This window comes from Candidatus Limnocylindrales bacterium (assembly GCA_035559535.1).
GTDB lineage: Bacteria > Moduliflexota > Moduliflexia > Moduliflexales > JAUQPW01 > JAUQPW01.
Window position 1 is genome coordinate 1 of record DATMBG010000001.1, and the last position, 15,138, is coordinate 15,138.

At 44.2% G+C, this 15,138-nt stretch carries 16 protein-coding genes; 13 read left to right on the forward strand and 3 right to left on the reverse strand.

Annotated features, from left to right (window positions below):
* Positions 1-468: 468 nt before the first annotated feature.
* The 3 genes from VNM22_00005 (at position 469) to VNM22_00015 (ending at position 3,120) form a co-directional block, all read left to right on the forward strand.
* A complete protein-coding gene (locus VNM22_00005; GenBank protein ID HWP45516.1) occupies positions 469-1,227 on the forward strand; it encodes a class I SAM-dependent methyltransferase in 759 nt (252 codons plus the stop codon).
* 61 nt (positions 1,228-1,288) lie between these two features.
* Positions 1,289-2,665, forward strand: coding sequence for a radical SAM protein (locus VNM22_00010; protein HWP45517.1), 1,377 nt, complete (start codon positions 1,289-1,291; stop codon positions 2,663-2,665).
* An 86-nt stretch (positions 2,666-2,751) separates the two neighbouring features.
* Complete coding sequence (locus VNM22_00015; GenBank protein ID HWP45518.1) at positions 2,752-3,120, forward strand: cupredoxin domain-containing protein; 369 nt, start codon at positions 2,752-2,754, stop codon at positions 3,118-3,120.
* 7 nt (positions 3,121-3,127) lie between these two features.
* Here VNM22_00015 and VNM22_00020 read toward each other — a convergent pair whose 3' ends face one another.
* Together VNM22_00020 and VNM22_00025 are read right to left on the reverse strand one after the other, a co-directional pair.
* Positions 3,128-3,814, reverse strand: coding sequence for a cyclase family protein (locus VNM22_00020; GenBank protein ID HWP45519.1), 687 nt, complete (start codon positions 3,812-3,814; stop codon positions 3,128-3,130).
* 137 nt (positions 3,815-3,951) lie between these two features.
* Positions 3,952-5,115 (reverse strand): adenylate/guanylate cyclase domain-containing protein, encoded by a 1,164-nt coding sequence (locus VNM22_00025; protein ID HWP45520.1) that lies wholly within the window; start codon positions 5,113-5,115, stop codon positions 3,952-3,954.
* 665 nt (positions 5,116-5,780) lie between these two features.
* Here VNM22_00025 and VNM22_00030 point away from each other — a divergent pair.
* The 8 genes from VNM22_00030 to VNM22_00065 all read left to right on the forward strand — a co-directional run bounded on the left by VNM22_00030 (position 5,781) and on the right by VNM22_00065 (position 12,635).
* Positions 5,781-6,668: a multicopper oxidase domain-containing protein gene (locus VNM22_00030; protein ID HWP45521.1), complete on the forward strand. Its 888-nt coding sequence runs from the start codon at positions 5,781-5,783 to the stop codon at positions 6,666-6,668.
* A gap of 86 nt (positions 6,669-6,754) precedes the next feature.
* Entirely contained in the window at positions 6,755-8,164 is a 1,410-nt protein-coding gene (locus VNM22_00035) for a hypothetical protein (protein HWP45522.1), read from the forward strand.
* Between the two features lie 60 nt (positions 8,165-8,224).
* Complete coding sequence (locus VNM22_00040) at positions 8,225-9,307, forward strand: multicopper oxidase domain-containing protein (protein HWP45523.1); 1,083 nt, start codon at positions 8,225-8,227, stop codon at positions 9,305-9,307.
* Positions 9,308-9,472: 165 nt separating this feature from the next.
* A complete protein-coding gene (locus VNM22_00045; GenBank protein HWP45524.1) occupies positions 9,473-9,694 on the forward strand; it encodes a (2Fe-2S)-binding protein in 222 nt (73 codons plus the stop codon).
* Between the two features lie 111 nt (positions 9,695-9,805).
* Entirely contained in the window at positions 9,806-10,276 is a 471-nt protein-coding gene (gene bfr, locus VNM22_00050; GenBank protein HWP45525.1) for a bacterioferritin, read from the forward strand.
* 53 nt (positions 10,277-10,329) lie between these two features.
* Positions 10,330-10,917, forward strand: a complete 588-nt coding sequence (locus VNM22_00055; GenBank protein HWP45526.1) for an FMN-binding protein — start codon at positions 10,330-10,332, stop codon at positions 10,915-10,917.
* Entirely contained in the window at positions 10,914-11,387 is a 474-nt protein-coding gene (locus VNM22_00060; GenBank protein HWP45527.1) for a hypothetical protein, read from the forward strand. The genes VNM22_00055 and VNM22_00060 overlap by 4 nt, the downstream gene beginning before the upstream one ends.
* 207 nt (positions 11,388-11,594) lie before the next feature.
* Positions 11,595-12,635, forward strand: coding sequence for an FAD:protein FMN transferase (locus VNM22_00065; protein HWP45528.1), 1,041 nt, complete (start codon positions 11,595-11,597; stop codon positions 12,633-12,635).
* A 156-nt stretch (positions 12,636-12,791) separates the two neighbouring features.
* On the opposite strand, the gene VNM22_00070 is transcribed toward VNM22_00065, so the two are convergent.
* Positions 12,792-13,418, reverse strand: coding sequence for an SH3 domain-containing protein (locus tag VNM22_00070; GenBank protein ID HWP45529.1), 627 nt, complete (start codon positions 13,416-13,418; stop codon positions 12,792-12,794).
* A gap of 346 nt (positions 13,419-13,764) precedes the next feature.
* On the opposite strand from VNM22_00070, the gene VNM22_00075 reads away from it, so the two are divergent.
* Positions 13,765-13,959 carry a hypothetical protein gene (locus VNM22_00075; protein ID HWP45530.1) on the forward strand — a complete coding sequence of 65 codons (195 nt, stop codon included), beginning with the start codon at positions 13,765-13,767 and terminating at the stop codon, positions 13,957-13,959.
* Between the two features lie 22 nt (positions 13,960-13,981).
* Positions 13,982-14,812, forward strand: a complete 831-nt coding sequence (locus VNM22_00080) for a cobalamin-binding protein (GenBank protein ID HWP45531.1) — start codon at positions 13,982-13,984, stop codon at positions 14,810-14,812.
* Positions 14,813-15,138: the final 326 nt, after the last annotated feature.

Below are 15,138 nucleotides of genomic sequence, written 5' to 3' on the forward strand. Positions count from 1 at the left end.
ACCACAGCTCTGAGTTCGATAAAGTCAGTCTTGGTAACCTGTAGCTCTTCTTTAAGCGCATCCACCAGCCGGGCCATTGGCACCCGAAGCTCCGGGGGAAAAGATTCTAAAAGCTCTGTAAGGGTGGACATAGGTTATAAACCTTCTTTTTTCCCAAATCTTCCAGGGATGAAACTAAATGGATCTAACTCCTGAAATAAAATCGTCGGATGTAATATATTATAAACCCAAATTCTGAACTTTAAAAGGGTGAGGGTTTGATTTATGGGGCTAATCTCAACCGGCGAGGGATCTTAAATCTCTACTTGAGGCCGTTAAGGAGATCCTGAGAAATCACTAAAGGGGATTGAATTGTAACGTCTACCCATTGAATGAAGTGTCTATTTTGTAGAGTAATCAACCAGGTTACCTCTGCTGATTTTAGATCTTCCCTGAACCTGGCATAAAACATGCAGTTTGGAGTAACCGATGAATCGCGAGGAATATGAACTCATGTATCGATTCGAGGAACAGAACTGGTGGTTTGTTATTAAAAGAAAAATCCTCGAAACCGTCCTTAACAGCTTTGAAGACCCTGGGGAAGGAATGGACCGATTACCCAGAATTCTAGATGTGGGATGCGGAACCGGCATTATTCCATTACTTCTACAACGTTATGGCTCAGTTTGGGGGTTGGATATTTCCCAAGAGGCTCTTCAGTTTTGTAAAAAGCGAAAATTAACACAATTTGTATGTCAATCAGACGGGTTGACGATTCCTTTTCAAGGGAATACCTTTGATATCATCACGGCTATTGACGTGATTGAGCATGTAGAGCGCGATGAGGCAATGCTTAAAGAATGTTACCGGGTCCTGAGGGTGGGGGGTAGAGTTTATATCACCACTTCCGCCTATCCTTTTCTCTGGAGTGAGCATGACGAAGCCGTCGGACATAAACGCCGATATACCTTTCAAGAATTGAAAAATAAAGTCCAGCAAGCAGGGTTTAAAGTTAAAAAATTGACCCATTACCATGCCCTTATCTTTTTTCCTGTACTGGTTCTGTGGGGTCTTAAAAAAATGTTAGGCCTTCAAAATCTTTTCAAAACTACTCATATTGAGATTTCCCCTTTCTTTAATAAGATTTGTACCCAGGTGCTCAAAATTGAACCTCTCGTGCTGAAAAATGTCAATATCCCGTTTGGCATTTCCTTGCTTTGTGTAGGGGAAAAGGAAGCCAGAAACTAGAGAGCTGAAGCCTATAGCTATAAAATAGGTCTCTGACTTTTAGTTTCTGACCTCAGGGGTTATGCGCGTTGGCCTTATTTTCCCAAGATTTAAATATCCCTCCGGGGACCCTCCGTTAGGAGTCATGTATGTGGCGTCTTCTTTGAGGCAGGAAGTGGGATGTCCGGTGGATATTCTCGACTCAACCTTCTTTAGGAACCAGGAAACCTTTTGCACTTACCTGTCTGAGAAAGGTCCCTATGATCTGGTCGGTATTTCATTGATGACGTTTATGATGTATGACGCGTTTGATATAGCGGCTTATATCAAGGCTAAATTTCCTCGAACAAAGATTATAATGGGAGGACCTCACCCAACGGTTATGCCCGACCATACCCTGGAAAATAAGCATATCGATGCAATTTGTATCGGTGAAGGGGAGATGGTCCTGGTCGACGTGGTAAAAAATGATGGAAATTTTAAAGGGATTCCCGGCGTATGGTATCGGGATGGAGACCAGATCATTAAAAATCCAGAGCGGGAGAATATCTGGGATCTGGATAAACTACCTTTTCCGGCCTGGGATCTGGTACCCATGGAGACCTATTTTGCGCACTGGTTCCTTATGGATTCGGTTCAGATAGGACTTCGGGGAACTTCCCTCTGCGCTTCACGGGGATGTCCCTTCAAATGCACCTATTGCCAGCCCACGCTGAATGCTATTTTTGGAAAAAAGATCCGCAAGCGATCTCCTGCTAATATTGTAGATGAAATCGAAACGCTGAAAGATCGCTATAAAATCACAGCCTTTGCCTTCCAGGATGATACTTTCATTATCGATAAGAAGTGGGCTAAAAGCGTGGCCCGGGAAATGATTAACCGAAAAGTGGATCTGGTTTGGGAAACCAACGTGCGGGCAGATCTTATCCCGGAGGATCTGTTGACCGATCTCTATGAGGCCGGACTCCGAAAAATTAATATTGGCATAGAATCCCATTCCCAGAAGACCCTGGATGAGATTTATGATAAAAAAATAACCGTAGAACAGGTTAAAGAAAGCGTTCGAATCGCTAACAAACTGGGAATCAAAGTCCAGGGTTATTTTATGTTGGGAGCCCCCACCGAAGGAATCTACGACGCTCTACAAACCATTAATTTCGCCAGAAAATTGGATATCCACGACGCAACTTTTAGTATCACAACTCCCCTTCCAATGACCTATCTTTATGATAGAACCAAGGAGTTGATAGAGAAGGATCTTGGAGAGTTTGACTATTATAGTACGTCCGTTTATAAAAAATCGGTTACCGCCTCTCCTTTAGCCCTAAAAATACTGAAAAAGCTAGCTTTTTTTAGCTTTTATCTAACCCCTAAGCGACTTCTTAAAACCTTGAAGTTGGTATTGGACCCTTCCCAATTGACCAAAACGTTGGTTAAATTGAGGCGGGTTTTATCTTAACAACAAACCATGGGTCCTGGGTGCTGAGTCATGAGGGATAAATCTTATTCGTTATCATTCATCACTCGGTACCCTCAGTGAGTTCTATGCGTCGTTTTTCTGCCTGGCTCGTTTTGATTCCTGTTATTTTACTTTTGATAGCTCCTGTTGGGGCGATGAGGATTCCCGCCATTGACTTTGATGTGAAAGTGACCCCAAGAGCCGGGGTCGTCCAGACGATCACCATTCAAAACTTTGCCTTCAATCCGCAAACTCTGGTCGTCAATCTCAATGATACCGTCAGGGCCATAAACAATGATGGAGTTCCCCATACCGTAACCAGTGACCAAGGACTTTTTGATTCAGGCACCATACGCCCTGGTAAATCTAAACAAGCGATAGCCAAGCGCAGAGGAACTTACCCTTATCATTGTTCCATTCACCCCTTTATGAAAGGGACAGTCATCGTACAGTAAAATAGATTCAGTCGATAGGTTCTGCAGCAACTGCGCGTACCGGGCTGCCATCTCCCCCTTCTAAAAGAAGGGGAAAAACATATAAAAAAACACGATCTTTTTTCAAAAGATGAAGGTTGGTTAAATACTCGATTACACAAATCCCCTCCTTAAAGAAAACATCGTGTGTGGTGCACTCTTCTCGACTGATGGGGCGGTCAGGTTCTGTGATCATGTATCGAATGGAGTAATCGGGAGGATAATCGTACCCTACGGTTTTAACCCTTTTCTGTACCAGCCACCGACAGGCTTCTCGAGTGGTATAAGGAGCCTCTGTCCAAAATTCCCGGGTTTCTATAGAACGCTTGAGAGGCCAGTCTGTTCGTAACAGCACGATGTCTCCCTGGCGTATATGCTGTCCCCGACTCTCCAAATCTTCCACCCGAATGGGATCATTAGCCTGACAATGGGTTAAATCTACGATTACAGCCTCTCCAAACCACTGATCTAAGGGAAGTTGAGAAAACGACTTACCACCTGGAATAAAATGACTGGGAGCATCCACATGGGTAAAACTATGACCACTCAAGGTTATCCTGTGGATTAGAAAAGGAAAACCTTCTTCATAGTTCCGAATTCTTTTAAATTCTACGGGCCAACGCCAGTGATTGGGTTTAATAGGATGGGTTAAATCGACAAGTTTGGGTTTTGACATAGTTAAAATTACCGGTTGGGGTTAAATAAAAGAGCAAAAATATATATCCCAGGCTCTCCAAGAGTATACACTTAATTTAAAACAATCTTTGTTTTTAAGACCACTTTCTTAACCGGAGAGACAGAAATTGGCCTCCTTTAAGGGATTAAGGTCTCTACAACTTTATAAACCGGAACAGCTTCCGAGATATTTTTAAGGGATTGGGGTCCCATCTCTTCAAGTTTAAACAGCGTCTTAACGCGCTCGGCCGTCTCTCTACTGATTAAGATAGTCCCGCCCCTTGCACAGGCTCCAAGTCTGGCTGCTAAGATCGTAGTAGGACCCACGGCGGTATAGGCCCAGCGGGTTCCGGCAATTCCCTGAAATTTGGTTGAGCCTACAAAAGCAACTCCAGAGTTGATCCCGATATTGATTAAAATAGGTTCATAGTCGTTTTTTAATTCCTCATTTATTTTATGAACTTTGCTTGTAATGGCCAGAGCGGTCCTCACAGCAGCTATGGTATGTTTAATAGTATTATCATCTTGAAAGAGGATCATTAGGCCATCTCCGGCAGTTTCGACGATATCTCCCCCATTTTCATAAATATCATCTACAAAACTGGAGAAGTATCTTTCAACCAGATGATTCACCTGAATTTGATCCAGTCTCTGACTCATTTTAGTATAGCCTTCAATATCCAGAAAGAGGATAGATACATCTTTCTCCTGCTTTTCCAGAGCGATCTTCTTCAAGGCTGCGCTATCTGAATAGGATCGAAGGATCTGTTTCACAGATTCCGGGACAAACTTGCCCATCAGCCCTTCGATACTTTCCAATAATTCTATTTTCTTAAGAGCTGCCTTGAGCTCGGCAACCTTCTTTTCCAGCTCCTGGTTTTTGATTTCAAGTTCTTTAAGTAATCTCTTGTTTTGTTGGCTTATTTCATAAGTCTCCAAACCCCGCTTAATGGTGACCCGCAGTTCCCGCTCATCCCAGGGTTTGGTAATATATCGATAGACCTGACCGGTATTGATGGCCTCAATTAAGGCCTCGATATCTGTAAATCCCGTAAGGATCATTCGAATTATATCCGGGAACTCTGGGATAGTTTTCTCGAGAAGCTGAATTCCGGTCATATGAGGCATCCTCTGGTCGGTGATAATCAGAGGAATGTCTTTCTCTCTTCGTAGGATGTTTAATCCTTCCTCTCCAGAGGTAGCTGTAAATACTTGATATTCCTTCCGGAAGGTCTCTTGGAAGACGATCAAATTCTGGAGTTCATCATCTACGTAGAGGATTTTATATTTTCTTTTTCCCATAACCTGAATGCCCTCTGACGGCTGAACCTCAAAAAATTATAAGAACGGTCCGATAAGGGGTAGGTTTGAAATCCTTTTCTACGCTTACGCTCCCAAGAAAACGACCTTAAAAATCTTAGCGTGATGGGCCGACCGTTTACCTATAAAACGGCTTCGTAAAGTCCAGGTATCAAAGGGTTTTCTCTAGCTTCCAGGAAAGAACCTATTACACCTTCTCTGTTTTATCTTCTCTCCCTAACTCTCAAATTACAAATTAACTATCAGAGAATATAAAATAGGAAAAATAATTCTGTAAACCCCTTCCCCTTCAGCCGGGATAGGAGAAGGATCCGGTTTGGAGAAAGGAGGATTTTGCTGCTCTGAGGAAAGGTTTTCAGAAAGGAAGTATCGCTAAATAAAGAAGTTATAAATTTTCTAAAAATTCTTTAAAAATTTTTCTTGACAGAGATTTTTTTATTGACCAATCTTGAAATTGATAATGCTTATCAAAATCATTTTCTTTCCTATTTCCTGAAACCTGAAAAACCAGTAACCGGTCATAAACCTTTATGGCAAATTTTTGAAAGGTCTGGTAGGGGCGGGTTGGAAACCCCTCTCTACATGCGGAAACGACTCCTGGAATCTCAGAATCAGGTATGATCGGTTCCTTAAAGGAGAAGAAGTTTATGGAGAAAGTACGTAGGAGTCTTGTAAAACGACTCTTAATGAGTTCAATTTTACTGGCTATGGCGGGCGCTTTCTGGGTTCTGCCTTCAGGATGGAAACCCGATTTCCATCTGGGATCGACCAGCCAGGCCCTTCCGGTGAGGGAGTATACCCTGATCAGCCGGGAGGTGGAATGGGAAGTCGCACCGGGATACACCTATAAAGCGTTGACTTTCAATGGGAGTATTCCGGGTCCTACCATTGAAGCAATCGAAGGGGAGATCATTCGGGTTAAATTCAAAAATGAGCTCTCAGAACCTCACAGCATTCATGCCCACGGAGTTCAATACGAGTTCCAGCATGATGGAACTTATCCCCATACTCCCAGTGGAGCCGTTCCTCCTGGAGGGGAGTTTGTGTATGAATGGAAAGCCGTGCCTGGAACCTGGTTTTACCACGACCATTCTGAAAAAGGGATAGAGGCGACCCGAAAAGGGATGTATGGCGCCATTATCGTCCATCCCAAAAACGAACAGGTTAAACCCGATCGGGACTTTATCCTTTTTTATGCCGATCTGGAACCTGAGATCACCGGTTTTACCGATCACCCCTTTTCAGCCTTCAACGGAAAGGCAGGAATGGGAAATACCCCGGTGCTGAAAAGCCGGGTCGGAGACTTGGTTCGGTTCCGATTGATTAATCTCATGGATGAACCCCATACCTTTCATATTCACGGTCACCGCTGGGAGTATAATGGAAAATTGGTGGATACCGTTTCCGTCCTCCCCGGAGAAACGGCTACCTTTGAGTTTAAGGAAGATGTCCCCGGTCAGTGGGCCTATCACTGCCATTTTCTAACCCACATGGAAGAAGGTATGATGGGTATGTACGAAGTTTCCCCGAAATAGTCTCAAAAAATTTTCAACCGTTATTGAAAATGAATTTTAAAATCAATTCACTAACCTGCTAAGGATTCAGAAAAGGAGTCAGGAGAATGAAACAAGGGACAAAACAGTGGATCGGAATTATCTGTGCACTTTGGGTTTATTTTTTGGGAATCTCTTCAGTATTTGGACAGGAAGATCTCCAGATCAGACTACAAGAACTTGAAAAGAGGTTAAAACAATTAGAGGAAAAGGAAGCCCGTCAAGCTCCGGAGAAGAACGGAGAGATGGCTAAAGAGATTCAAGAATTACGTCGTCAGGTGGATATCCTGGCAACCGAGCTTGAGAAGCTCCGCAGTGGAGAGGTAGAACTGGAACTCACCGAGGAAAAAACCAAATCCCTGGGTCTGGGTCCATCGGCAGCCTCCATTTATCGAAAAAAACAGGGGGTTTCTCTGGCCGGTTATGGCGAGCTGCTCTTCCAGGATTTTGCAGATGAGGATGAAAGTGGAAACGAGGTTAATAGAGAGCCACGATTAGACTTCTTGAGAGCTATTCTATATACCGGCTATCGTTTCAGTGACCGATTTGTATTCAATTCGGAGATTGAAGTTGAGCATGCCACGACCGGAGAGGGGGACGAAGAGAAAGGGGAGGTCTCATTGGAATTTGCCTATGTGGAATATGCAGCCAGTGATTACCTTAGCTTACGAGGGGGGTTAGTCCTTCTTCCGGTAGGCTTAATTAATGAGTTTCATGAACCAAACGTGTTCTTAGGGGCTCGTAGACCTGAGACGGAAACCCGGATTATCCCCACAACCTGGCGAGAGAACGGAGTTGGAATCGTAGGCTCGGCAGGGATGTTCAGTTATCGGGCTTACCTCATCAATGGATTGAATGCCAGTGGTTTTAGCTCCAGTGGGCTGAGGGAAGGACGTCAAGGGGGCTCAGAGGCTTTGGCCAAAGATCTGGCCTTCGTGGGACGCCTGGATATTACCCCGACACCGGGTTTATTCTTCGGAGGCTCTCTTTATCGAGGTAGATCGGGTCAGGATCAATTCACAGTAAACGGAAAGGATCTGGATGTGACTACAACCCTCGGAGAGGTTCATGTTCAACTCCAGATGCGAGGCCTGGATTTCCGAGGTCTATATGCCCGGGCCCTTATAGATGAGGTGGCGGAGCTCAACGAAGCCTTGGGACTGACAGGAAATGAATCCATCGGTGAAACCCTTCAGGGTGGCTACCTACAAGTCGGTTATAACCTGCTACAACTAACCCGTTATAAAGACGGAACCAGAGGCTTTACTCCGTATTTTCGATTTGAGAAGCTCAATACCCAGGATGAAGTACCTGCCGGATTTGAAAGGGATCCCAGTAAAGATCAGACCTTTTATACCTTGGGAGTCGAGTTTCGACCTATTTACAATATTGTAATTAAAACGGATTATCAATGGATCCGGAATGAAGCGGAAAGTGGAATCGACCAGTTTAATATCGCCTTGGGATATAGTTTTTAATATCCTTTACTATTAACTCGAAAAAAGAGCCATCTACGCGGAAACCACAAGGAGGGAACCATGAAAAAATACGGGATACTTTTAGGGGTTATGATCCTGTTGGAAGTCCTGTTCTTAGCCGTTTCAGCCCCAGCCGTAGAGCGTCACTATTGGATTGCAGCCGATGAAGTGATGTGGGACTACGCCCCATCCTTCCCCGTAAACCTGATGACAGGAGAGGAATTTGATCAAGAGCAGCGAACCTTTGTGGAAAAAGGTATTGGTCGGATCTACCTTAAGGCAGTGTATCGGGAGTATCTACCCGGTTTTGCAGCCTTAAAACCCCGTAGTCCTGAAGAAGCCCACTTAGGCATCCTTGGGCCGATCATCCGGGCCGAGGTGGGAGATACCGTTAAAGTCCACTTTCGTAACAATACCCGTTTCCCCCTCAGTATTCACCCCCACGGGGTGTTCTACGATAAAAATTCTGAGGGTTCTCCCTATGCCGATGGAACCATCCTCAAAGCCGATGACGCAGTTCCTCCATTTGGGGGAACCCACACCTATATATGGAGAATTCTACCACGTGCAGGTCCTGGTCCTATGGACCCAAGTTCCATCGTTTGGGTTTATCACGGCCACACCCATGAAACTGCAGATAGTAATAGTGGACTAATCGGCCCTATCATCATCACCCGGAAAGGAAGTGCTAAAATCGATGGAAGTCCCATCGATGTAGACCGGGAATTCGTTTCCCTATTTACTATCTTTGATGAGAACGAGAGCCTCTACCTGGAAGAAAATATTGCCAGGTGTACTAAAGGTCCCTGTAACCGGGATGACGAAGACTTTAAAGAAAGTAATCTTAAGCACAGTATTAACGGCCTTCTATGGGGCAACAATACCGGCTACGTAATGCGAATGGGAGAGCATGTACGCTGGTACCTCATTGCCATGGGAACCGAAGTAGATATACATACACCCCACTGGCATGGAGTAACCGTTCTCCATCAGGGGAGTCGTCTGGACGTTATAGAATTGTTCCCAGCTACCACTAAAACGGTAGACTTAATCCCAGATGATCCGGGAAACTGGATGTTTCATTGCCATGTTAATGATCATATCAAGGCGGGGATGATGACCCTTTTTACTATCTTACCATAAACCGGGATCTCCCCGCCTGGTTGACGAAAAACACGTAAAATTTCCTTGACAAGATCTTAACCCTTTAAGTATCTTACCTCATAAAGATGAGATTAATTATCAATATCACTTCATCCTATCCCAAATTCTTCGACCCATAACTTTATCTGGAGGAGAAAGAAAAGTATGTTTGTTTGCTTATGCAAGGGGATTACAGAATCACGCGTACGAGAGTTTGGTCGATCTGGAATCGTAACTCCAGACGAAATTGCTTCTGCACTGGGTATTGATGACGAGAGTTGCTGTGGACGATGTATGCGGAATATAGAATCCTTTGTAAGTCTTGCCATCAGTGCGTGGAATATGGCCGTTACCTGCCCGACTCAAGATCCTGATTGCCTGAAATAGTAGCTTTTTCTCCCGGATGAAACTACTTGACAGAAGTTGCTGACCAGGCCTAAAGTTAGGAACACAAGGAAACAAAGGCATTTTATTTCCCATTAAGGATAGGAGGCTACTATGAAGGCAAAAGAGGGAGTCATTAACTTTCTAAATAATGCCTTAACCAATGAATTGACGGCGATCAATCAATACTTTATCCATGCACAGATGTGTAAACACTGGGGATATGAACGGCTTTATCATAAACATCGTGAGGAAGCTATTGAAGAAATGAAACATGCAGAAGAACTCATCGACCATATTCTTTATCTCGAAGGTGTTCCCAATATGCAACGACTGGGCACCGTCAGTGTGGGTGAAACGGTTCTAGAACAACTCAACTTGGATTTAAAACTCGAACAAGATTCGGTTACCTTACTGAATACCGCCATTGCCCATTGTGCCAGTGTAAGTGATAACACAACCCGATATAAACTCGAGAAAATCCTGAGAAGCAGTGAAGAGCACATCGATTGGATTGAAACTCAGCTCGCGACCATCCAGCAGATTGGGTTGGAGAATTATCTCACAGAACAGATTAAGAAATAGAATTTCCAGATTGAAGGAGATAAGGGGAAAGGGAAGCTGAAACAAAACCAACCATGCTTAAAACCTATGTGGCCCCAACTTCTCGGCTAAACCGGCCATTTTTCCGAAATCTAAGGGGGATACTCCTCCTGGTCTTTATGGGAGTAAGTCCTTCTTCAGTGGCCGGAGAGCTGATCAGCCGGGAAGAGGCCCTGGCTTTGGTTTTTCCGGGTGCCGAGTTTAAAGCTGAAAGGATTTTTCTCACAGAACAACAAAGAAAAGAAGCAGCTAATCTGGCCGGTACAGAGGTACCGAACGCCTTAATTGCCCGTTATCTGGCCCTTAAAGAAGGTAACCTAATCGGTTATGCCTATGTGGATACCCACACCGTAAGAACGAAGAAAGAGAGCTTGCTCATTTCCCTGGATGAAAAAGGGAGGGTCAAGCGGGTGGAAGTCATTGTCTTTATGGAACCCCGGGAGTATCAGGCTCCTCCAGAATGGTACAGGCAATATCAGGGTAAATCCTTGGATGAAGAATTAAACCTGCAGCGGGCCATTCATCCTCTGGCCGGGGCTACACTCACCTCCATCGCAGCCAATCAAGCTGTACGGCGAGTGCTTGCCATCCATCAGGTTCTCCAAGGGGATATTCATCCATGAATCGCTGGGAAACCCGGTTACTCCATGTACTGACCGGAGTGGTGACTATAACGGGAATTGTTTATTTCTGGATGAAGTATCTCATGGAGACCGAGGATCCCTTTCAGGTGATTAACCATCCCTGGCAGCCTTTCATGTTAAAGAGCCATATTTTGGTAGCTCCCGCATTGATCTTTGCGGTGGGACTGATTACCAAATCTCATATTTTGAGGAAATTAAATACCACCCGGGTGAACCGGTTCTCTGGAGGGTTGGCCCTTTTTTCTTTCCCCTGTATGGTGATCTCGGGTTATTTATTGCAGGTAGTTACCGATGAAATCGGTTCTCGAATTGTTTTGGTCCTGCACCTGGGAACCGGCGTCCTTTTTGCCGGTGCTTATCTGATCCATCAGATGATAACTTTCCGCTCATGGATGAAGCGCATAAAGCAACGCAGAGTACGTCGTTTGGTCATTCAAGGGAAAGAATAGGGATCCCTGGGGGATCTGTTGCGTAGTATCTTTTTTACCAAATTGATCCTTTTCCTGGCATCTCCGAGGAATAAACTTTTTGAGAGTCACAGATAGGATGAGCGGTTAAATTGCCTTATACGAAGGGTGATTTCTAAATCTATTTCAACTCCCGAATAATTGCAAAAAGCTATTCCAGAACCCCCTGGAGTAAAATCTTACCCGATCATGAAAAAAGCTATTATTTTTTTAGTCCTTGGTCTGTTTCTGGTTTCTCCGATTATAGGATCAACTTTTTTAGTTGATCCTGACTGGGTGGAAGTCACACGGCAGGTTTATCTGATGGGAACCCTTTGCACACTTACCACCTATTCCCCCCACCGACAAAGTGGACTCCAGCAACTAGAGGTTTTTCTGGATATCCTTGAAAAAACCGAACAAGAATTAAGCACCTGGCGCCCGGATAGCACTTTAAGTCGTTTAAATCGACAGCCTTTGCAGGTTCCCTTTGTAGTCGATAAATCCCTATGCCGCCTCTTTACGGAGCTTGTGTTTTGGCAACAGGCTACCGGATCTACCTTTGATCCGGCTATTGGGCCGCTTCTGGAAGCATGGGGAGTTCACAAAGGAGGACAATGGCCTCGACCAGAGGTTTTGGAAGCGGCACGGGAGCGGTCCGGAATGGGTTATCTCAGGTTTGATCCCTCCCTATGTCAGATTACCCGAGAACGGGAGGTAACCCTCGATACCGGTGCTTTCGGTAAGGGTGAAGCCCTGGATCGGGTCTTCCGTTATACCCTGGCCCATGGCTCTACTCCCTGGTTGATTGATTTAGGAGGACAGGTAATGGTGTACGGTCAGCCGCCGAGAGCTACTTCCTGGAAAGTGGACCTTGCCCATCCCCAACAGCGAGATCAACCCCTATTAACCCTGAATATGACCTCTGGCTCCTTGTCCACCAGTGCCGGGTCAGAGAGAGACTCCTACGTAAACGGACGACGCATCGGGCATATTCTGGATCCTCGCACAGGTCGTCCCGCCGATTTCACAGGTTCCGTAACCGTGTGGCACGAACAGGCTCTGGTCGCCGATATCCTTTCCACAGCTCTTTACGTCATGGGACCTAAAGAAGGACTCCCCTGGGCTGAGGCCAGGAATTTAGCCGTCTGTTTTTTTACGATCCAAAATGGAAAAGTTGAGATTCAGGCCAGTCAGGCTTTTAAACAGCGTTTTCAACTAAATAAGATTAATCTACATTTTATAAAGTAGGAGTGAGTTTGAAATCTGCCCCTATATAAGGACCGCACCCTTATCCTCTGGAGATATAATTTCCTTCGGCAGACAAGATAAGTAGAAAATCCCCCAAAAGAAAATAAAGCTTTACTTAAATCTGGAAGGTACTTCAAAAACACACCGGCTTAGCTTTTAAGGAGGAGTTGTTTTAAGATAATCCCCCCGTACATAACCAACGACTCCGTTGGGAAGCCGTACTTTATACCAGGTAGCCTTAGGATCCTGATTTTTGGATGCGTTTTTTTTAGACTCTTCATCTTCCAACAACTGAACTTTTTCACCTTTTAGGAGGGTGGCTACGATTCTAGAATTAGTTCCTCGACCTTCCCGAACATTCAGATGTCCTGATCTGATGTTTACATAAGCTTCTCCAATGACCTTTTCATCCCCAGATATCGGTTGCCCGGTTTGACCGGGAGAACTGGGTTGCCCGGGTTGAGATTTAGCTACATCTGTAGGACTTGTTCGCCTTAGAAGAGCACTGTTAATATAACCCACCTCGCCGTTGGGAAGTTGAACCTTATACCAGTTATCGGATTTTTCTAACACCTGGAGCTTTTCTCCTTGATTCACCGTACCAATTACTTTATTGGCTTCCCCTTTACCTGCAAAAACCGTTAACTGACCTGAAGGTGTATCGACCCGAATCTCTTCTAAAACTTTTTCTTTATGCCGAAAAAAGAAAAACCAGACAGTAATCCACAAGAAAATAAAAAGGAGCAGGGCAATCACTATAGCAAGTCCACGTCGTGTTAACATAATTCATTCAAGTTCTTTCGACTATCGATATAAGGGAATTTAAAATATCCTTCCCATCTCATTTTCGTAAGTATTATATTGTAATATGGTTTAAAATGGTATAAGAGATAAGGATATTTTAAACCAATTCTTTTACCCAGTATATACAAGATATAAAATTCTGTCAATAAAAGTTTTATCCTGAGAAATGAATCTTTTTCCACAAGGAATGATAACTTAATAAGGGTTCTAGAGGATAGACGGGATAGAACCTGGCTTTACAGTAGGTTTGATCCATTAAGCCTGGAAATATAAAACTTAACTTTTAGTATTTAACTCAAACTACGACAGCGAAAGGGAAGCATGTATGGAAGAACGTGATGAGAGACTCTGTAAGATCCTAGAACAATTCACAGAAATGGAGCAAAATATCCTATGGTTGGCGCTGGGATCTTATCTGAAAAGTGCCCCGGATCTTGAAGAAAACGACAGGATCATTATCCAACGTATGATGGCTTCTTTGATGGAAATCGAGAAAGATACCGAAGAGACGAACCCGTAAAAACACTCGATATTATAAATATATGGGTTATCCTTTAGAGGTTACAGACGATGTGGGAAGGCTTGTTTATTTAGAAAAACCCCCCGAGAGAATCATTTCTCTGGTTCCAAGTATTACAGAAATCCTGTTTGCCTTTGGAGTGGGAGATCGGATCGTTGGAGTTACCGACTATTGTACGGAGCCTGAAAAAGAAGTAGCCCAAAAAGAAAAAGTAGGTGGCACCAAGAAACCTCGTAGAGAAAAAATTCTTAAACTGCGTCCAGATCTGGTGATTATGAATGCTGAAGAGAACAGAAAAGAGGACGCTGAATATCTAAAAGATCACGGCATAATCTTCTATGTGACATTTCCAAGAACGGTAGCACAAAGCCTCAAGATGATGTGGAACCTGGCCCAATTGACCGGATCTTTGGAAAATGCAGAAAAGATCCTCCGACCCATCGAGAGGCTCTATCAACAAACCTTACAACGTGTACAGAGAAGTTCTTTGATAAAAGTATTTTGTCCCATCTGGAAGATGCCCTACATGTCTTTCAATACCGATACCTACATCGATAACTTGATTACCCTCTGTGGGGGCCAGAATATTTTTAAAGATAAGGCAGAGCGCTATTTTAAAGTAACTTTAGAGGAGGTGGTCCAAAGAAATCCAGATGTTATCTTGCTACCTGATGAACCTTATAAATTCTCCGAAGTAGACCTGGAGGATTTTCAACCCTTCCCAGAAGTATCCGCCGTCAAGATGCGCCAAATTTATCTGATCGATGGTAAACTCCTCTCCTGGTATGGGCCCCGAATGAAAGAAGGGGTTTTGAAACTCCAGGAGTTATTCTCAAAAATTCCTTCCCTTTAGTATAGGAGAGGAAAGAAGGCCTACGCATCAGGCTAACTTTCAGAACCCCAACGGAGTAACCTCTCTGCAGCCCTGGCGATAGCCAGCAGGAAGTATCTATCCCCAACCTTCCTCAATCCCGGTAGGGCCATCTGTTTATAAAATCTTTAATAACTATTGGTGCTAGTTTTTTAAATTGAAAGAGCCATGCAGGCTCTCCAATATTATCAACAAAAACTCTTTTTCACTCATTTGGAGGTAACCTGCATGACTACCATAGAGTTTATCACCGAATTGTTCTGTCGGGTAGATGATCAGATGAAAAATATTCCCAAACATCCCCTGGC